The sequence below is a fragment of the Burkholderia pyrrocinia genome, assembly GCF_001028665.1.
Classification (GTDB): Bacteria; Pseudomonadota; Gammaproteobacteria; order Burkholderiales; family Burkholderiaceae; genus Burkholderia; species Burkholderia pyrrocinia.
The window spans coordinates 1777665-1796875 of record NZ_CP011503.1 but is presented as its reverse complement, the minus strand read 5'-3'; the positions used below and the strand labels follow the sequence as shown (position 1 = coordinate 1796875).

At 62.6% G+C, this 19211-nt stretch carries 13 protein-coding genes, 2 tRNA genes and 2 rRNA genes; 10 read left to right on the top strand and 7 right to left on the bottom strand.

All coding sequences use genetic code 11. The annotated features are described in order from the left end of the window. Nucleotides 1-75 precede the first annotated feature (75 nt). From ABD05_RS08315 to ABD05_RS08295, 5 genes are all read right to left on the bottom strand, one after another. A 23S ribosomal RNA gene (locus ABD05_RS08315) occupies nt 76-2957 on the bottom strand. Nucleotides 2958-3257: 300 nt separating this feature from the next. Beyond that, nucleotides 3258-3333, bottom strand: a tRNA-Ala gene (locus ABD05_RS08310). Nucleotides 3334-3375: 42 nt separating this feature from the next. Then, nucleotides 3376-3452 (bottom strand) — tRNA-Ile (locus ABD05_RS08305). 62 nt (nt 3453-3514) lie between these two features. Next, nucleotides 3515-5047: ribosomal RNA gene (locus tag ABD05_RS08300) — 16S ribosomal RNA — on the bottom strand. Together the 16S and 23S rRNA genes with 2 tRNA genes alongside form the textbook arrangement of a ribosomal RNA operon. A 558-nt stretch (nt 5048-5605) precedes the next feature. Further along, nucleotides 5606-6382, bottom strand: a complete 777-nt coding sequence (locus ABD05_RS08295; RefSeq protein ID WP_047899706.1) for an enoyl-CoA hydratase — start codon at nt 6380-6382, stop codon at nt 5606-5608. Between the two features lie 129 nt (nt 6383-6511). Between ABD05_RS08295 and paaN the strand changes: the two genes are divergently transcribed. From paaN to paaK, 5 genes are all read left to right on the top strand, one after another. Then, nucleotides 6512-8218 carry a phenylacetic acid degradation protein PaaN gene (gene paaN, locus ABD05_RS08290; RefSeq protein ID WP_047899705.1) on the top strand — a complete coding sequence of 569 codons (1707 nt, stop codon included), beginning with the start codon at nt 6512-6514 and terminating at the stop codon, nt 8216-8218. Nucleotides 8219-8305: 87 nt separating this feature from the next. After that, on the top strand, nt 8306-9508 hold the full coding sequence (gene pcaF, locus ABD05_RS08285) for a 3-oxoadipyl-CoA thiolase (protein ID WP_047899704.1): 1203 nt from the start codon (nt 8306-8308) through the stop codon (nt 9506-9508). A gap of 45 nt (nt 9509-9553) precedes the next feature. Then, the gene (gene paaG, locus ABD05_RS08280; protein ID WP_047899703.1) at nt 9554-10345 is read left to right on the top strand and encodes a 2-(1,2-epoxy-1,2-dihydrophenyl)acetyl-CoA isomerase PaaG; all 792 of its coding nucleotides are present in this window, start codon (nt 9554-9556) and stop codon (nt 10343-10345) included. A gap of 1 nt (nt 10346) precedes the next feature. After that, nucleotides 10347-10799 carry a hydroxyphenylacetyl-CoA thioesterase PaaI gene (gene paaI / locus ABD05_RS08275; protein ID WP_047899702.1) on the top strand — a complete coding sequence of 151 codons (453 nt, stop codon included), beginning with the start codon at nt 10347-10349 and terminating at the stop codon, nt 10797-10799. 38 nt (nt 10800-10837) lie between these two features. Beyond that, on the top strand, nt 10838-12136 hold the full coding sequence (gene paaK / locus ABD05_RS08270) for a phenylacetate--CoA ligase PaaK (protein WP_047899701.1): 1299 nt from the start codon (nt 10838-10840) through the stop codon (nt 12134-12136). 248 nt (nt 12137-12384) lie between these two features. Here paaK and mltA read toward each other — a convergent pair whose 3' ends face one another. Both mltA and apaG read right to left on the bottom strand, forming a co-directional pair. Next, nucleotides 12385-13617: a murein transglycosylase A gene (mltA, locus tag ABD05_RS08265; RefSeq protein ID WP_047901125.1), complete on the bottom strand. Its 1233-nt coding sequence runs from the start codon at nt 13615-13617 to the stop codon at nt 12385-12387. Nucleotides 13618-13695: 78 nt separating this feature from the next. Further along, the gene (gene apaG / locus ABD05_RS08260) at nt 13696-14070 is read right to left on the bottom strand and encodes a Co2+/Mg2+ efflux protein ApaG (RefSeq protein WP_047899700.1); all 375 of its coding nucleotides are present in this window, start codon (nt 14068-14070) and stop codon (nt 13696-13698) included. Between the two features lie 183 nt (nt 14071-14253). Between apaG and rpe the strand changes: the two genes are divergently transcribed. The 5 genes from rpe (at nt 14254) to trpD (ending at nt 19210) form a co-directional block, all read left to right on the top strand. Then, nucleotides 14254-14940 (top strand): ribulose-phosphate 3-epimerase, encoded by a 687-nt coding sequence (gene rpe, locus ABD05_RS08255; RefSeq protein WP_047899699.1) that lies wholly within the window; start codon nt 14254-14256, stop codon nt 14938-14940. A 4-nt stretch (nt 14941-14944) separates the two neighbouring features. Next, nucleotides 14945-15709 (top strand): phosphoglycolate phosphatase, encoded by a 765-nt coding sequence (locus tag ABD05_RS08250; RefSeq protein WP_047899698.1) that lies wholly within the window; start codon nt 14945-14947, stop codon nt 15707-15709. 358 nt (nt 15710-16067) lie between these two features. Further along, a complete protein-coding gene (trpE, locus tag ABD05_RS08245; protein WP_047899697.1) occupies nt 16068-17561 on the top strand; it encodes an anthranilate synthase component I in 1494 nt (497 codons plus the stop codon). Between the two features lie 13 nt (nt 17562-17574). Further along, the gene (locus ABD05_RS08240) at nt 17575-18165 is read left to right on the top strand and encodes an aminodeoxychorismate/anthranilate synthase component II (protein ID WP_047899696.1); all 591 of its coding nucleotides are present in this window, start codon (nt 17575-17577) and stop codon (nt 18163-18165) included. 13 nt (nt 18166-18178) lie between these two features. Next, nucleotides 18179-19210 carry an anthranilate phosphoribosyltransferase gene (gene trpD, locus ABD05_RS08235; protein WP_047899695.1) on the top strand — a complete coding sequence of 344 codons (1032 nt, stop codon included), beginning with the start codon at nt 18179-18181 and terminating at the stop codon, nt 19208-19210. Nucleotide 19211 lies beyond the last annotated feature (1 nt).

Genomic DNA, 19211 nt, shown 5'->3' with positions numbered 1-19211 from the left:
TTGAGTTGTGTGTATCACACACGAGAATCCAACTAGTCCTGGCTCACATCACTGGAGCCGAAACAGACTTGTTATAGGATCAAGCCTTACGGGCAATTAGTATCAGTTAGCTGAACGCATTACTGCGCTTACACACCTGACCTATCAACGTCCTGGTCTCGAACGACCCTTCAAGGGGATCTAGTCCCCAGGGATATCTCATCTTAAGGCGAGTTTCCCGCTTAGATGCTTTCAGCGGTTATCTCTTCCGAACATAGCTACCCGGCGATGCCACTGGCGTGACAACCGGTACACCAGAGGTTCGTCCACTCCGGTCCTCTCGTACTAGGAGCAGCCCCCTTCAAATATCCAACGCCCACGGCAGATAGGGACCAAACTGTCTCACGACGTTTTAAACCCAGCTCACGTACCTCTTTAAATGGCGAACAGCCATACCCTTGGGACCGGCTACAGCCCCAGGATGAGATGAGCCGACATCGAGGTGCCAAACACCGCCGTCGATATGAACTCTTGGGCGGTATCAGCCTGTTATCCCCAGAGTACCTTTTATCCGTTGAGCGATGGCCCTTCCATACAGAACCACCGGATCACTATGACCTGCTTTCGCACCTGCTCGACTTGTCGGTCTCGCAGTTAAGCACGCTTATGCCATTGCACTATCAGCACGATTTCCGACCGTACCTAGCGTACCTTCGTACTCCTCCGTTACGCTTTGGGAGGAGACCGCCCCAGTCAAACTGCCTACCATGCACTGTCCCCGACCCGGATCACGGGCCAAGGTTAGAACCTCAAACAAACCAGGGTGGTATTTCAAGGACGGCTCCACCGAAACTAGCGTTCCGGTTTCATAGCCTCCCACCTATCCTACACAGATCGGTTCAAAGTCCAATGCAAAGCTACAGTAAAGGTTCATGGGGTCTTTCCGTCTAGCCGCGGGTAGATTGCATCATCACAAACACTTCAACTTCGCTGAGTCTCGGGAGGAGACAGTGTGGCCATCGTTACGCCATTCGTGCAGGTCGGAACTTACCCGACAAGGAATTTCGCTACCTTAGGACCGTTATAGTTACGGCCGCCGTTTACCGGGACTTCAATCAAGAGCTTGCACCCCATCATTTAATCTTCCGGCACCGGGCAGGCGTCACACCCTATACGTCCACTTTCGTGTTTGCAGAGTGCTGTGTTTTTATTAAACAGTCGCAGCCACCAGTTTATTGCAACCCCTTCACCCTTTGCGCGCAGGCGCATCAAGCTACAAGGGCGTACCTTATCCCGAAGTTACGGTACCAATTTGCCGAGTTCCTTCTCCCGAGTTCTCTCAAGCGCCTTAGAATACTCATCTCGCCCACCTGTGTCGGTTTGCGGTACGGTCATCGTTAGACTGAAGCTTAGAGGCTTTTCTTGGAACCACTTCCAATTGCTTCGCTCCCTAAGGAGCTCGCGCCACACCCTTGAATTCCGCGCCCGGATTTGCCTAAGCGCCTTCTCCAATGCAGCGACCGGGACTTCCAACACCCGGACAACCTTCCGCGATCCGTCCCCCCATCGCATCTAACAATGGTGCAGGAATATTGACCTGCTTCCCATCAGCTACGCATTTCTGCCTCGCCTTAGGGGCCGACTCACCCTACGCCGATGAACGTTGCGTAGGAAACCTTGGGCTTACGGCGAGGGGGCCTTTCACCCCCTTTATCGCTACTCATGTCAGCATTCGCACTTCCGATACCTCCAGCACGCTTTTCAACGCACCTTCGCAGGCTTACGGAACGCTCTCCTACCATGCGTGCAAAGCACGCATCCGCAGCTTCGGTATATAGCTTAGCCCCGTTACATCTTCCGCGCAGGACGACTCGATCAGTGAGCTATTACGCTTTCTTTAAAGGGTGGCTGCTTCTAAGCCAACCTCCTGACTGTTTTAGCCTTCCCACTTCGTTTCCCACTTAGCTATATTTGGGGACCTTAGCTGGCGGTCTGGGTTGTTTCCCTCTTGACACCGGACGTTAGCACCCGATGTCTGTCTCCCGTGATTGCACTCTTCGGTATTCGGAGTTTGCTATGGCGGGGTAATCTGCAATAGACCCCCCAACCATGACAGTGCTCTACCCCCGAAGGTGAGACACGAGGCACTACCTAAATAGTTTTCGGAGAGAACCAGCTATTTCCAAGTTTGTTTAGCCTTTCACCCCTATCCACAGCTCATCCCCTAACTTTTCAACGTTAGTGGGTTCGGACCTCCAGTACGTGTTACCGCACCTTCATCCTGGCCATGGATAGATCACTTGGTTTCGGGTCTACGCCCAGCAACTGAACGCCCTATTCGGACTCGCTTTCGCTACGCCTGCCCTATACGGTTAAGCTTGCTACTGAACGTAAGTCGCTGACCCATTATACAAAAGGTACGCCGTCACCCCTTACGAGGCTCCGACTGTTTGTATGCATGCGGTTTCAGGATCTATTTCACTCCCCTCCCGGGGTTCTTTTCGCCTTTCCCTCACGGTACTGGTTCACTATCGGTCGATCACGAGTATTTAGCCTTGGAGGATGGTCCCCCCATCTTCAGACAGGATTTCACGTGTCCCGCCCTACTTGTCGCACACCTAGTTCTTTCATACTGTTTTCGCCTACAGGGCTATCACCTGCTATGGCCGCACTTTCCAGAGCGTTCGGCTAACAATACAAATAAAGAGTGCAAGGCTCATCCCATTTCGCTCGCCACTACTTTGGGAATCTCGGTTGATTTCTTTTCCTGCGGTTACTTAGATGTTTCAGTTCACCGCGTTCGCTTCACTAGACCTATGTATTCAGTCTAGGATGACCCAAAAGGGCCGGGTTTCCCCATTCGGACATCTACGGATCAAAGCTCGTTTGCCAGCTCCCCGTAGCTTTTCGCAGGCTACCGCGTCCTTCATCGCCTGTGATCGCCAAGGCATCCACCACATGCACTTGTTCGCTTGACCCTATAACGAGTCTGTCTCGTCGACAGTCGCTACAGGTTGAGTTCTCGCGTTGTGCCGTATTCCAATTGAGTCAAACTTAGAGTTCGAATCATCTTGAGATACATCGATACAATCACAACCCGGATAGTTTTCACGTCCATCTCAAGACGCTTCCGCTATCCAAATTACTTACTTCTTCCAGATTGTTAAAGAACGACAGCCGATACATACTACGTATCACTCTGACTGGCTCAATCGCCAATGGCAAATGCTCGTCTCACACGTCACTTTCGTGCGATCCAAACGCTTCCCATTGAAGATTGGTGGAGGCAGACGGGATCGAACCGACGACCCCCTGCTTGCAAAGCAGGTGCTCTCCCAGCTGAGCTATGCCCCCATGAGTACAGATATCCTCAGGTACTACCGCCAGACAAGACATTGGTGGGTCTGGTTGGATTCGAACCAACGACCCCCGCCTTATCAAGACGGTGCTCTAACCGACTGAGCTACAGACCCCTGAGTCTGTCTTTAATTTACAGCCGATAAGCGTGAGCGCTCAATTTTGCGAGAAGCTCTGGAAAGGAGGTGATCCAGCCGCACCTTCCGATACGGCTACCTTGTTACGACTTCACCCCAGTCATGAATCCTACCGTGGTGACCGTCCTCCTTGCGGTTAGACTAGCCACTTCTGGTAAAACCCACTCCCATGGTGTGACGGGCGGTGTGTACAAGACCCGGGAACGTATTCACCGCGGCATGCTGATCCGCGATTACTAGCGATTCCAGCTTCATGCACTCGAGTTGCAGAGTGCAATCCGGACTACGATCGGTTTTCTGGGATTAGCTCCCCCTCGCGGGTTGGCAACCCTCTGTTCCGACCATTGTATGACGTGTGAAGCCCTACCCATAAGGGCCATGAGGACTTGACGTCATCCCCACCTTCCTCCGGTTTGTCACCGGCAGTCTCCTTAGAGTGCTCTTGCGTAGCAACTAAGGACAAGGGTTGCGCTCGTTGCGGGACTTAACCCAACATCTCACGACACGAGCTGACGACAGCCATGCAGCACCTGTGTATCGGTTCTCTTTCGAGCACTCCCACCTCTCAGCAGGATTCCGACCATGTCAAGGGTAGGTAAGGTTTTTCGCGTTGCATCGAATTAATCCACATCATCCACCGCTTGTGCGGGTCCCCGTCAATTCCTTTGAGTTTTAATCTTGCGACCGTACTCCCCAGGCGGTCAACTTCACGCGTTAGCTACGTTACTAAGGAAATGAATCCCCAACAACTAGTTGACATCGTTTAGGGCGTGGACTACCAGGGTATCTAATCCTGTTTGCTCCCCACGCTTTCGTGCATGAGCGTCAGTATTGGCCCAGGGGGCTGCCTTCGCCATCGGTATTCCTCCACATCTCTACGCATTTCACTGCTACACGTGGAATTCTACCCCCCTCTGCCATACTCTAGCCTGCCAGTCACCAATGCAGTTCCCAGGTTGAGCCCGGGGATTTCACATCGGTCTTAGCAAACCGCCTGCGCACGCTTTACGCCCAGTAATTCCGATTAACGCTCGCACCCTACGTATTACCGCGGCTGCTGGCACGTAGTTAGCCGGTGCTTATTCTTCCGGTACCGTCATCCCCCGGCTATATTAGAACCAAGGATTTCTTTCCGGACAAAAGTGCTTTACAACCCGAAGGCCTTCTTCACACACGCGGCATTGCTGGATCAGGCTTTCGCCCATTGTCCAAAATTCCCCACTGCTGCCTCCCGTAGGAGTCTGGGCCGTGTCTCAGTCCCAGTGTGGCTGGTCGTCCTCTCAGACCAGCTACTGATCGTCGCCTTGGTAGGCCTTTACCCCACCAACTAGCTAATCAGCCATCGGCCAACCCTATAGCGCGAGGCCCGAAGGTCCCCCGCTTTCATCCGTAGATCGTATGCGGTATTAATCCGGCTTTCGCCGGGCTATCCCCCACTACAGGACATGTTCCGATGTATTACTCACCCGTTCGCCACTCGCCACCAGGTGCAAGCACCCGTGCTGCCGTTCGACTTGCATGTGTAAGGCATGCCGCCAGCGTTCAATCTGAGCCAGGATCAAACTCTTCAGTTTAAACCTGTTACTGTTTTCGGTTCTTTCGAACCGGTCGCTCACTCAAAGCTGACAGGAATATGAATTGCTTCATAAACCTGACTTACTTTAGTGTGAGACTCTTGATACTTTCGCTATCTGATCCGAGGATCAGCTCGCCTCCATCAAGCGCCCACACTTATCGGCTGTTAATTTTTAAAGAGCATTTCTGCGAGAAACATCGTGTTTCTCAGCAGCGCTGCGTTTTCAGCAGCAGAGAAGCGAGATTATGAACCGTGTTTCGCAGATCGTCAACAACTTTTTAACTGCTTCGTTGCGACTGCGGGGTTCATCTTCCTTCGCCAGCCGTGCGCCCAACCTGCTGCACACCACCGACTTCGCTTCCCCTCTCCCGCGCCGCGTTTCCGTTAGCGCGAAAGAGGCGTGATTCTAAGCACCCGCCTCCATCTCCGCAAGCCCCTTTGTGAAATTATTTTGAAAAGCCTCCGTGCGCTGGCGCGCACGGAGGCTTGGGGCCCGGCGACCGTGCCGACAATCGGTGCAAACCAGGCGCCAAACACCGGCCGCGGCGCAGCCCAATCAGCGGTTCTTGAACTCAGGCTTCCGTTTCTCGACGAATGCCGCCATCCCTTCCTTCTGGTCCTCAGTCGCAAACAGCGAATGGAACAGCCGGCGCTCGAAGTGGACACCTTCCGCCAGCGTCGTCTCATATGCGCGGTTCACCGACTCCTTGACCATCATGACCGCCGGCAGCGAGAACTCGGCGATCGTCGCCGCAGCGGCAATCGCCTCGTCGAGCAGCTTGTCGGCCGGCAACACGCGCGACACCAGCCCGGCGCGCTCCGCTTCCGCGGCGTCCATGAAGCGCGCGGTCAGGCACATGTCCATCGCCTTCGCCTTCGACACCGCGCGCGGCAGGCGCTGCGTGCCGCCCGCACCCGGCATGACGCCCAGCTTGATCTCCGGCTGGCCGAACTTCGCCGTGTCCGCCGCGAAGATGATGTCGCACATCATCGCGAGCTCGCAGCCGCCGCCCAGCGCAAAACCCGAAACCGCAGCAATGATCGGCTTGCGGATCTGGCGGACCGTCTCCCAGTTGCGCGTGATGTAGTCGCCCCGGTAAACATCCATATAGGAATAGGTCGCCATCATGCCGATGTCCGCGCCGGCCGCGAACGCCTTCTCGCTCCCCGTCACGACGATCGCGCCGATGTCGTCGTCCGCGTCGAACGCCTTCAGTGCGTCGCCCAACTCATCCATCAGCGCATCGTTCAGCGCATTCAGCGCCTTCGGACGGTTCAGCGTAACCAGCCCGACACGCCCCCGGGTCTCCACCAGGATGTTCTCGTAAGCCATCTATTTCTCCTCGATCAATGAAATGAGAAACGCCTCGCACATGCGAATAGTTTGATGCTAACATTCTCCGACCAACCGGTCGGTTAATTAATCGATCCAACCCCTCTCAACGTCCACCAGGCTGCCGCCATGACCCATGCACTGTTCACGAAGCACGAAGACACGCTGAAGCACGCACTCGCCGCCATCGAGAGCCGCGGGTACTGGAGCCCGTTCGCCGAATTGCCGAGTCCCAAAGTGTACGGGGAAAGCGCAAGCGCAGACGGCGAAGCCGCGTTCAAGTCGCACCTCGACAAGACGTTCGCGCTCGACCAGCCGGCGTCCGGCGACACGGTCGGCGCGGAGCGGTCGCCGTACGGCATCGCACTGGGCATCCGGTATCCGAAGTCGACGCCCGACACGCTGATCGCCGCCGCAGCCGCCGCGCAACGCACGTGGCGCGAAGCCGGCCCGAGCGCCTGGATCGGCGTCAGCCTCGAAATCCTCACGCGCCTGAATCGCGCGAGCTTCGAGATCGCCTACAGCGTGATGCACACCACGGGGCAGGCATTCATGATGGCGTTCCAGGCCGGCGGCCCGCACGCACAGGATCGTGCGCTCGAGGCTGTCGCCTATGCATGGGACGAACTGCGCCGCATCCCGGCCGATGCGCACTGGGAAAAGCCGCAAGGCAAGAACCCGCCGCTCGCGATGCACAAGCGCTACACGATCGTCCCGCGCGGCACGGGGCTCGTGCTCGGCTGCTGCACGTTCCCGACCTGGAACGGCTACCCGGGCCTGTTCGCCGATCTGGCAACCGGTAACACCGCGATCGTCAAACCGCATCCGGGCGCGATCCTGCCGCTCGCGATCACGGTCCGGATCGCCCGCGACGTGCTGCGCGAAGCCGGGTTCGATCCGAACGTCGTCACGCTCCTCGCGACCGAGCCCAACGACGGCGCCCTCGTTCAGGATCTCGCGCTGCGCCCCGAAATCAAGCTGATCGACTTCACGGGCAGCACTCAGAACGGTACGTGGCTCGAACGCCATGCCCACCAGGCACAGGTCTACACCGAGAAGGCCGGCGTCAACCAGATCGTGATCGACTCGACCGACGACCTGAAAGCCGCAGCCAAGAACATCGCGTTCTCGCTGGCGCTGTACTCCGGTCAGATGTGCACCGCGCCGCAGAACATCTACGTGCCGCGCGACGGCATCCGAACGGCGGACGGCCATGCGAGCTTCGATGAAGTCGCGCAAGCCATCGCAGTGGCCGTGCAAAAACTCACTGGCGACCCGGCACGCTCGGTCGAACTGATCGGCGCAATCCAGAACGATGGCGTGACTGCGCGCATCGACGACGCTCGCCAGCTTGGCCGCGTACTCGCCGACAGCCTGACCCTGCAGCACCCCGCGTTCCCAGATGCCCGCGTGCGCACGCCGCTCGTGCTGCAACTCGACGTGGCCGATCGTGAGAAATTCACGCGGGAGTGGTTCGGCCCGATCTCGTTCGTGATCGCAACCGACTCGACCGCGCAGTCGCTCGATCTCGCCGGTGAAATCGCGGCGGAACATGGTGCGCTGACCCTCTCCGTCTACAGCACCGACGACGCGATCGTCGACGCCGCACACGATGCAGCGGTGCGCGGCGGTGTCGCGCTGTCGATCAACCTGACGGGCGGCGTGTTCGTCAACCAGTCGGCCGCGTTCTCCGATTTCCACGGTACGGGGGCGAACCCGGCAGCCAACGCGGCGCTGGCCGACCCGGCGTTCGTCGCCAACCGGTTCCGTGTGGTGCAAAGCCGCGTCCATGTTGCCCCGAAGGCGGTACCTGCGGAAGCTGGCCAAACGGCATAACCCGAATGGCCGACGTGCAAACGCCGCCACGTTCTCTACCATGAACGAATCCGCCACCCGGCGGGTTCGTTGCTCATCGATACGCCCATGACAGACGCCTACATCTGCGACGCGATTCGCACCCCCATCGGCCGCTACGGCGGCGCCCTGAAGGATGTCCGTGCCGACGATCTCGGCGCAGTGCCGCTCAAGGCGCTCGTCGAGCGCAACCGCAACGTCGACTGGACGGCGATCGACGACGTGATCTACGGCTGCGCGAACCAGGCCGGCGAAGACAACCGCAACGTCGCGCGCATGTCGGCGCTGCTCGCGGGCCTTCCGACCGCCGTGCCGGGCACGACGCTGAACCGGCTGTGCGGCTCCGGGATGGACGCGGTCGGCACGGCCGCGCGCGCGATCAAGTCGGGCGAAGCGCGCCTGATGGTCGCGGGCGGCGTCGAGACCATGACGCGCGCGCCGTTCGTGATGGGCAAGGCCGCGAGCGCGTTCGCACGCCAGGCCGACATCTTCGACACGACGATCGGCTGGCGCTTCGTCAATCCGCTGATGAAACAGCTTCACGGCGTCGATTCGATGCCGGAGACGGCCGAGAACGTCGCGGTCGACTACAACATCAGCCGCGCCGACCAGGACCTGTTCGCGCTGCGCAGCCAGCAGAAAGCCGCGCGCGCGCAGCAGGACGGCACGCTCGCCGAGGAAATCGTGTCGGTCACGATTCCGCAGAAGAAGGGCGATCCGGTCGTGGTATCGCGCGACGAACATCCGCGCGAGACGTCGCTCGAAGCGCTCGCGAAGCTGAAGGGCGTCGTGCGCCCGGATGGTTCGGTGACGGCCGGCAACGCATCGGGCGTCAACGATGGCGCGTGCGCGCTGCTGCTCGCCAATGCGCAGGCAGCCGACCAGTACGGCCTGCGCCGCCGTGCGCGCGTCGTCGGCATGGCGACGGCCGGCGTCGAGCCGCGCGTAATGGGCATCGGCCCCGCGCCGGCCACACAGAAACTGCTGCGCCAGCTCGGCATGACGATCGACCAGTTCGACGTGATCGAACTGAACGAGGCGTTTGCGGCGCAGGGTCTCGCGGTGCTGCGCATGCTCGGCGTCGCCGACGACGATCCGCGCGTGAACCCGAACGGCGGTGCGATCGCACTCGGCCACCCGCTCGGCGCATCGGGTGCCCGGCTCGTGACCACGGCGCTCCATCAACTCGAGCGTACGGGCGGCCGCTTTGCGCTCTGTACGATGTGCATCGGCGTCGGCCAGGGCATCGCACTCGCGATCGAACGCGTGTAACCGACGCACCGCGCGCCTATAACGAAGTCAGGAAGGAGACTCTGCATGTCCTATCAGGCGATTCAGCTGGATATCGATCAGGCCGCGCGTGTGGCCACGATCACCCTCAACCGCCCCGACAAGCTGAACAGCTTCACGCGGGCGATGCATCGCGAACTGCAGTCGGCACTCGATGAAGTCGAGGCGGCCGGCGCACGCGCGCTGATTCTGACGGGTGCGGGGCGCGGCTTCTGCGCGGGCCAGGACCTGGCCGACCTCGACTTCACGCCGGGCGCGTCCACCGACCTCGGCACACTGATCGACGAGCATTTCAACCCGCTGATCCGCCGCCTGCAGCGTCTGCCGATCCCGGTGATCGCCGCCGTCAACGGCACGGCGGCCGGCGCCGGAGCGAATCTCGCGCTCGCATGCGACCTCGTGCTCGCCGCCCGTTCGAGCAGTTTCATCCAGGCCTTCGTCAAGATCGGGCTCGTGCCCGATTCGGGCGGCACGTGGTTCCTGCCGCAACGCGTCGGCATGGCACGCGCGCTGGGGCTCGCACTGACCGGCGACAAGCTCGGCGCCGAACAGGCTGAACAATGGGGCCTGATCTGGCGTGCGGTCGACGACGACACACTCACCGCGTCAGCCCGCCAGCTCGCGACCCAGCTCGCACAGCAGCCGACGCTCGCGATCGCGTCGATCAAGCAATCGATGCGCGACAGCGTCACGAACACGCTCGACCAGCAGCTCGACCTGGAGCGCGACCTGCAGCGCAAGCTGGGCCAGTCGCACGACTATGCGGAAGGTGTGCAGGCATTCATCGAGAAGCGCGCACCGTGCTTCGAGGGGCGTTGACATGACGAACGCCAGCGCCACGCTCGATCCCGATTCGCTCGCTCGCGCCACCGCGCGGGCCATGTACGACGCCGACGCATGCAGCCGCGCGTTCGGCATGGAGATCGCGGAAGTACGCGCGGGCTACGCACGCCTGCAGATGCGCGTACGGCCCGAATTCCTGAACGGGCATCAGACCTGCCATGGCGGGATCATCTTCACGCTCGCCGATTCGACGTTCGCGTTCGCGTGCAACTCGTACAACCTGAATACGGTCGCCGCCGGCTGCTCGATCGAGTTCCTGCGCCCCGTGCATGGCGACGACGTGCTGACGGCCGAGGCGATCGAACAGGCGCGCGCCGGCCGCCAGGGCATCTACGACATCCGCGTCACGAACCAGACCGGCGAAACGGTCGCGATGTTTCGCGGCAAATCCGCCCAGATCAAGGGCACGGTCATCCCGGAAGACCGCTGACGTCGACGGCTCGCACATAACAAACACTGGAGACTTGCATGACTACCCCGCTACCGCTCGAGCCGATCGAGACCGCCTCACGCGACGAGCTGACCGCGCTGCAGCTCGAACGCCTCAAGTGGTCGCTCCGGCATACGTATGAGCACTCCCCCGTCTATCGTCGCAAGTTCGACGAAGCGGGCGTGCATCCCGACGACCTGAAGACGCTCGCGGACCTGTCGCGCTTCCCGTTCACGACCAAGGGTGACCTGCGCGACAGTTATCCGTTCGGGATGTTCGCGGTGCCGCAGGACCAGATCTCGCGCATCCACGCGTCATCGGGCACGACCGGCAAGCCGACGGTCGTCGGCTATACGGCAGGCGACATCGACACGTGGGCGAATCTCGTCGCGCGCTCGATTCGCGCCGCCGGTGCGCGCCGCGGCGACAAGGTGCACATCAGCTACGGCTACGGCTTGTTCACGGGCGGGCTCGGTGCACACTACGGCGCCGAACGCGCAGGACTGACCGTGATCCCGTTCGGCGGCGGCCAGACGGAGAAGCAGGTACAACTGATCCAGGATTTCCGGCCGGACATCATCATGGTCACGCCGAGCTACATGCTGTCGATTGCCGACGAAATCGAGCGCCAGGGCCTCGATCCCGCGCAGAGCTCGCTGCGCATCGGCATCTTCGGCGCGGAGCCGTGGACCAACGACATGCGCGTCGCGATCGAGCAGCGGATGGGCATCGACGCAGTCGACATCTACGGGCTGTCCGAAGTGATGGGCCCCGGCGTCGCGTCCGAATGCGTCGAGACCAAGGACGGCCCGACCATCTGGGAAGATCACTTCTATCCGGAAATCATCGATCCTGAAACCGGCGAAGTGCTTCCGGACGGCGAGCTCGGCGAACTCGTGTTCACGTCGCTGACGAAGGAGGCGCTGCCGATCGTCCGCTACCGGACACGCGACCTCACGCGCCTGTTGCCCGGCACCGCTCGCACGATGCGCCGGATGGAAAAGATCACCGGCCGCTCGGACGACATGATGATCGTGCGCGGCGTCAACGTGTTCCCGACGCAAATCGAGGAGCAGTTGCTCAAGCAGCGCGTGCTCGCACCGCACTATCAGATCGTGCTGACGAAGGAAGGCCCGCTCGACGTGCTGACGCTCAACGTCGAGCCCTGCCCCGACACCGCGCCGGACACGGCGGCGATCCACGCGGCGAAACAGGCGCTCGCGCACGACATCAAGTCGCTGATCGGCGTGACCGCCGTGATCAACGTGCTGCCCGTGAACGGGATCGAGCGCTCGGTCGGCAAGGCGCGCCGCGTCGTCGACAAGCGCAAGGGCTGACGGCTGACGCTACGCGCCGGCCGCGCGGAGCGGCAATCCCGTTGCGCAAAAAGACAAACAGCCCGATCGGCCAACACCGATCGGGCTGTGTTCTTCTGCCACGTCGTTCAACGCGACCGGCGCATTACACGAACCGAAACCACACGGGTGCACCGCGATCAGACCGACGCACCCCGGGCGCACCATCGCGCCCACGAATGCCGCGCCTCATGCGTGAGCGCCCCCCCGGCAGCCCACGCCGCCTCACGTCACGAATTCGGGAACAGCAGCCACATCCGGCCGACCTGTTTCATCCGGCCGGCCTGATCGCCTGCGTCGTCGCCGAGCCCCCAGAAATAGTCGGCCCGCACGCCGCCCTTGATCGCGGAGCCCGTATCCTGCGCGAATACGAGCCGGTTCATTGGCGTATTCGTCAGCGGACGCGTTGTCTGCAGGAACACGGGCGTGCCGAGCGGGATCGACGACGGATCGACCGCGATCGAACGCTCCGGCGTCAGCGGCACGCCAAGCGCGCCGATCGGACCGTCCGCGCCGCCGTGCGGTGCATCTTCCTTGGTCGGCATGTCGCGGAAGAACACGAACCGCGGATTCGTGTCGAGCAACGCGTCAACGCGGTTCGGGTTCGCCTTCGCCCACGCCTTGATGCCCTGCATCGTCGCCTGCGCGGGCGTCAGCTCGCCGCGGTCGAGCAGCCACTTGCCGATCGAGCGGTACGGCTGGTTGTTGGTGCCGCCGAAGCCGACCCGCATCACCGAACCGTCGTCGAGCAACACGCGCCCCGAGCCCTGCACCTGCAGGAAGAACGCCTCGATCGGATCGTCGACCCACACGAGTTCGTTGCCGCTCAGGAGACCCGCGCGCTCGAGTTGCGCGCGTGCCGGCAGTGCGGCGCCTGCGCGATAACCGGCCGGCCAGCGATAGAGCGCGTACTGATACGGGCCGCGGCGCACGCGCGAGCCATGCAGCAGCGGCTCGTAATAGCCGGTCACGAGCCCGTCGAGCGTACCGTCGGTGTTCGCAAACTGGAACGGCGTGAAATACGTTTCGAAGAAGGTGCGTGCGCTGCTGACGTCGAGCTCGTCGAGCCGGTCGGCGGCTGCGCAAGCGCGCTGCCAGGCCGGCTGGCGCGCGAGCCGCACGCAGTTCTGCCGCAACGCGGCCGTCGCGCCGAGCAACGAATCGTCCTGCCAGCCCGGCACCTGCTGCCACGCAACCGGCGTGAGCCGCTTCGCGGCAACCTGCCCCGGCACGATCGCCGCGCCGGTCGGCGGCTTGAGCGTTGACGTTCGCGTCGGCGCGCCGCCGCACGCGGCAAGCAGCGCCGCGGCTGCGGCCGCCGCAACCCAGCCGACCAACCGGGGCCCAAACCACATACAATGTTCGTTCTTGATGGAAACCGCCATGTCAGATTTTCTCGACCAATATCCGATGCTCATCTTCGCGCTCGAAGCCTTCGTAGCGCTTGCCCTGCTGATCTTCATCGTCGTGTGGACGTCGTCGGGCAGAAAGAAGCACGCCCGCAACAACGATCGCCAGCCGCGCTGACGCGCTTCGCACGCTCAATGCAGCGTGCGCGGCATGTGCAGTGCAAACTCCTCGACCGGCGCCTCGAAACGCTCGCCGTCCTCCGCCACGCAGAAGTACGCGCCACGCATCGTACCGACCGGCGTCGCGATCACGGCCCAGCTCGTGTATTCGAACTGCTCGCCCGGCTGCAGCAGCGGCTGGTGCCCGACGACGCCGAGCCCCTTCACTTCCTGCACGTGGCTCTCGCTGTCCGTGATGATCCAGTGACGCGCGATCAACTGCGCCGCGACCTGTCCCGTGTTGCGGATCGTCAGCGTGTACGCGAATGCGTATTGACGGCGATCGGGGTCGGATTGTTCCGGCAAGTAGCTGGTTTTCACCGAAACGGTGAACTGATACTGACTCATGGTGTTTCCACTGGAGGGTGACTGTCCGTGCCGGCGTGGGCGACGGGGCCGCGGACGCGCCGCTTTGGTTCGGCATTCTGCTTGATGCGGATTCGGGCCGCAACCGCGCGGCCCGCCGCCGCGCGCCGGCCGCCGGGCGGTAGAATGTCGGTTTTGCGCCGCAACGTCCCCCGCTCCCCTGCCATGACCCAATTCCGCATCGCTCCCAGCATCCTGTCGGCCGATTTCGCACGGCTCGGCGAAGAAGTCCGTAACGTGGTCGCCGCCGGCGCCGACTGGATTCACTTCGACGTGATGGACAACCATTATGTGCCGAACCTGACGATCGGCCCGCTCGTGTGCGAAGCGATCCGCCCGCACGTGCAGGTGCCGATCGACGTGCACCTGATGGTGCGCCCGGTCGACCGGATCGTGCCCGATTTTGCGAAGGCCGGTGCGAACCTGATCAGCTTCCACCCGGAAGGCTCGGATCACATCGACCGCACGCTGTCGCTGATCCGCGACCACGGCTGCAAGGCCGGCCTCGTATTCAACCCGGCCACGCCGCTGAACTACCTCGACCACGTGATGGACCGCCTCGACTTCGTGCTGCTGATGTCGGTCAACCCCGGCTTCGGCGGCCAGTCGTTCATTCCGGAAACGCTGAACAAGCTGCGCGAAGCACGCGCGCGCATCGACACATACACCGAGCGCACGGGCCGCGAGATCCTGCTCGAGGTCGACGGCGGCGTGAAAACCGACAACATCGCGGAAATCGCCGCGGCCGGTGCCGACACCTTCGTCGCGGGTTCGGCGATCTTCGGCAAGCCCGACTACCGGAAGGTGATCGACGAGATGCGCGCCGCGCTCGCCACCGTCGAGCGGAGCTGACGCCGTGGCCGAATCGTCGCTCGCCGGCCATGCGCCGGCCGGGGCCGCAACGGACGCCGCCCCGATCCGCTTCGCCGCGCCGCGCATCGACGCGGCGCTGATCGATCTTGACGGCACGATGGTCGACACGGCCGACGATTTCACGGCCGGCCTGAACGGGATGCTCGCGCAGCTCGATGTGCCGGCCACGTCGCGCGACGAGGTGATCGGCTACGTCGGCAAAGGCTCCGAACACCTGATCCAGAGCGTGCTGAAGCCGCGCTTCTCGGCCGCCGAGGCGCACGCGCGCTTCGACGACGCACTGGCGATCTACCAGACTGAATACGCGAAGATCAACGGCCGCCATACGCGCCTCTATCCGGACGTGGCCGCCGGTCTCGACGCGCTGCGCGCGGCCGGCATCCGGCTCGCATGCGTGACGAACAAGCCGCACCGCTTTGCGGTCGAGCTGCTCGAGCAATACGGGCTGGCCGATCGCTTCGGCATCGTGCTCGGCGGCGACAGCGTCGCGCGCAAGAAACCCGACCCGCTGCCGATGCTGACGGCTTGCGACGCGCTCGGTGTCGCGCCGGACGCAGCGGTCGCGATCGGCGACTCGGAAAACGACGCACTGGCGGGCCGCGCGGCCGGGATGGCGACGCTGACGGTGCCGTACGGCTACAACCACGGCAAAGCTATACAAACGATAAATTCGGATGGTATAGTCGATTCGTTGCTGGTCGCAGCCCGCGCGATCACCGCGCACAACGCCGGCCGGCCAACCCTCTGATTATTTCTTCCATCCGCATGTTTCTGAATAAAAAACGGAGTCTGAGCAGCATCGACCGGGGAGCCTGGCCCTGGCGTCGCTGGTCGCGCTAACCTCTTCGATGAGGTACGCTGAAGCACGTCTTCAGCGCCGTTTTTTATCTCGCTGCGCATCCGCGCGCCGATCGTCGCACCACCTCGAGTTCCACCGCGTCCGAACGCTTGCGTTCAGGATCGGCCGCAGGCTCGCGACGTTCACGCCCGGAGTGCCGGCCGGCAACAGGCACTTCTCGATCGACCGCCCTTTCGCCGACGGCAACCCGCGCAGCGTCAAGTGATCCCTGGCGCACGCCGCCGCTCGTCCCGAACAGGACCGGAACATGACCGAACTCGAATTCCAATCGCTCGCGAACGAAGGCTACAACCGTATCCCGCTGATCGCGGAAGCCCTCGCCGATCTCGAAACGCCGCTGTCCCTCTACCTGAAGCTGGCCCAGCCCGAACGTGCGGGCGCCAACTCGTTCCTGCTCGAATCGGTGGTCGGCGGCGAACGCTTCGGCCGCTACTCGTTCATCGGCCTGCCCGCCCGCACGCTCGTGCGCACCCGCAACGGCGTGTCGGAAGTCGTGCGCGACGGCCAGGTCGTCGAGACGCATGACGGCGACCCGTTCCAGTTCATCGAATCGTTCCAGGCGCGCTTCAAGGTGGCGCAGCGCCCGGGCCTGCCGCGCTTCTGCGGCGGCCTCGCCGGCTATTTCGGCTACGACGCGGTGCGCTATATCGAGAAGAAGCTCGCGAACACCGCGCCGCGCGACGATCTCGGCCTGCCCGACATCCAGTTGCTGCTGACCGAGGAAGTCGCGGTGATCGACAACCTCGCCGGCAAGCTGTACCTGATCATCTACGCGGACCCGGGCCAGCCGGAAGCCTACGCGAAGGCGAAACACCGCCTGCGCGAACTGAAGCAGCGCCTGCGCACGACCGTGCAGCCGCCCGTCACGTCGGCGAGCGTGCGCACCGAGACGTTCCGCGAGTTCAAGAAGGAAGACTATCTGGCCGCCGTGCGCCAGGCGAAGGAATACATCGCGGCCGGCGAACTGATGCAGATCCAGGTCGGCCAGCGGCTGACGAAGCCGTACCGCGACAATCCGCTGTCGCTGTATCGCGCGCTGCGTTCACTGAATCCGTCGCCGTACATGTACTACTACAACTTCGGCGATTTCCACGTGGTCGGCGCGTCGCCTGAAATCCTCGTACGCCAGGAAAAGCGAGGCGAGGACCAGATCGTCACGATTCGCCCGCTCGCCGGCACGCGCCCGCGCGGCAACACGCCCGAGCGCGACGCGGAACTCGCGACCGAGCTGCTCAACGATCCGAAGGAGATCGCCGAGCACGTGATGCTGATCGACCTCGCGCGCAACGACGTCGGCCGCATCGCCGAAATCGGCTCGGTGCAGGTGACCGACAAGATGGTCATCGAGAAGTACTCGCACGTGCAGCACATCGTCAGCTCGGTCGAAGGCAAGCTGAAGCCCGGCATGACGAACTACGACGTGCTGCGCGCGACGTTCCCGGCCGGCACGCTGTCCGGCGCGCCGAAGGTGCGCGCGATGGAGCTGATCGACGAGCTCGAGCCGATCAAGCGCGGGCTGTACGGCGGTGCGGTGGGCTACCTGTCGTTCTCGGGCGAGATGGATCTCGCGATCGCGATCCGCACGGGCCTGATCCACAACGGCAACTTGTATGTGCAAGCGGCGGCCGGCGTCGTCGCGGATTCGGTGCCCGAATCCGAATGGCAAGAGACCGAAAACAAGGCGCGCGCGGTGCTGCGTGCGGCCGAACAGGTCCAGGACGGCCTCGATAGCGACTTCTGACCGGAGACTGACCATGCTGCTCATGATCGACAACTACGACTCGTTCACCTACAACCTGGTCCAGTACTTCGGCGAACTGGGCGAGGACGTGCACACGTACCGCAACGACGAAATCACGCTCGACGACATCGCGCGCCTGAATCCCGCCGCGATCTGCCTGTCGCCGGGCCCGAGCAACCCGCAGCACGCAGGCATCACGCTCGACGTGCTGCGCGAATTTTCGGGCAAGAAGCCGATCCTCGGCGTCTGCCTCGGCCACCAGGCGATCGGCGAAGCATTCGGCGGCCGCGTCGTGCGCGCGAAGACCATCATGCACGGCAAGGTGAGCCGGATCGAAACGGACTGCCGCGGCGTGTTCGCCGACTTGCCGAAGCATTTCGACGTCACGCGCTACCACTCGCTCGCGATCGAGCGCGAATCGCTGCCCGACTGCCTCGAGGTGTCCGCCTGGACCGACGACGGCGAAATCATGGGCGTACGCCACAAGACGCTGCCGATCGAAGGCGTGCAGTTCCACCCGGAATCGATCCTGTCCGAGCACGGCCATGCGCTGCTCGAAAATTTCCTGAAGCAGGCGCACGCCGCAGCCGCGCAAGCCGCCTGACTGGAGCCTCACGATGACGATTACCCCGCAGGAAGCGCTGCAGCGCACGATCGAGCACCGCGAGATCTTCCACGACGAGATGCTGCACCTGATGCGGCTCATCATGCGCGGCGACATGTCGCCCGTGATGGCCGCCGCGATCATCACCGGGCTGCGCGTGAAGAAGGAGACGATCGGCGAGATCGCCGCCGCCGCGACCGTGATGCGCGAATTCGCGAACCACGTCGACGTGCAGGACAACTCGAACTTCGTCGACATCGTCGGCACCGGCGGCGACGGCTCGCACACGTTCAACATCTCGACCGCGTCGATGTTCGTCACGGCAGCGGCCGGCGCGAAAGTCGCGAAACACGGCAACCGCGGCGTGTCGAGCAAGTCCGGCAGCGCCGACGTGCTCGAGGCGCTCGGCGTGAACATCGACCTGCAGTCGGACCAGGTTGCCGCGTCGATCGCCGAAACGGGCATGGGCTTCATGTTCGCGCCGAACCATCACCCGGCGATGAAGAACATCGCGGCCGTGCGCCGCGAGCTCGGCGTGCGCACGATCTTCAACATCCTCGGCCCGCTGACCAATCCGGCCGGCGCGCCGAACCAGTTGATGGGCGTGTTCCACCCCGACCTCGTCGGCATCCAGGTGCGCGTGATGCAGCGCCTCGGCGCGCAGCACGTGCTCGTCGTGTACGGCAAGGACGGGATGGACGAGGTCTCGCTCGGCGCCGCGACGCTCGTCGGCGAATTGCGCGACGGCAAGGTGCACGAATACGAGATCCATCCGGAGGACTTCGGCCTGCAGATGGTGTCGAACCGCACGCTGAAGGTGGAAAATGCCGAAGAATCGCGCACGATGCTGCTCGGCGCGCTGGACAACCAGCCGGGCGTCGCCCGCGAGATCGTCACGCTGAACGCGGGCACCGCGCTTTATGCGGCGAACGTCGCCGAATCGATCGCGGACGGCATCCAGCTCGCCCGCGAAGCGATCGCGAGCGGCAAGGCCCGCGCGAAAGTCGACGAACTCGTGCGCTTCACGCAGCAGTTCAAGCGCTGAC

Coding starts and splice junctions, on each gene's coding strand:
- apaG (WP_047899700.1), bottom strand. CDS start 14,070: ATGAGTCAGTATCAGTTCACCGTTTCGGTGAAAACCAGCTACTTGCCG.
- rpe (WP_047899699.1), top strand. CDS start 14,254: ATGACCCAATTCCGCATCGCTCCCAGCATCCTGTCGGCCGATTTCGCA.
- paaK (WP_047899701.1), top strand. CDS start 10,838: ATGACTACCCCGCTACCGCTCGAGCCGATCGAGACCGCCTCACGCGAC.
- trpD (WP_047899695.1), top strand. CDS start 18,179: ATGACGATTACCCCGCAGGAAGCGCTGCAGCGCACGATCGAGCACCGC.
- paaN (WP_047899705.1), top strand. CDS start 6,512: ATGACCCATGCACTGTTCACGAAGCACGAAGACACGCTGAAGCACGCA.
- mltA (WP_047901125.1), bottom strand. CDS start 13,617: ATGAAGATCAGCAGGGCAAGCGCTACGAAGGCTTCGAGCGCGAAGATG.
- ABD05_RS08295 (WP_047899706.1), bottom strand. CDS start 6,382: ATGGCTTACGAGAACATCCTGGTGGAGACCCGGGGGCGTGTCGGGCTG.
- paaG (WP_047899703.1), top strand. CDS start 9,554: ATGTCCTATCAGGCGATTCAGCTGGATATCGATCAGGCCGCGCGTGTG.
- pcaF (WP_047899704.1), top strand. CDS start 8,306: ATGACAGACGCCTACATCTGCGACGCGATTCGCACCCCCATCGGCCGC.
- ABD05_RS08240 (WP_047899696.1), top strand. CDS start 17,575: ATGCTGCTCATGATCGACAACTACGACTCGTTCACCTACAACCTGGTC.
- paaI (WP_047899702.1), top strand. CDS start 10,347: ATGACGAACGCCAGCGCCACGCTCGATCCCGATTCGCTCGCTCGCGCC.
- trpE (WP_047899697.1), top strand. CDS start 16,068: ATGACCGAACTCGAATTCCAATCGCTCGCGAACGAAGGCTACAACCGT.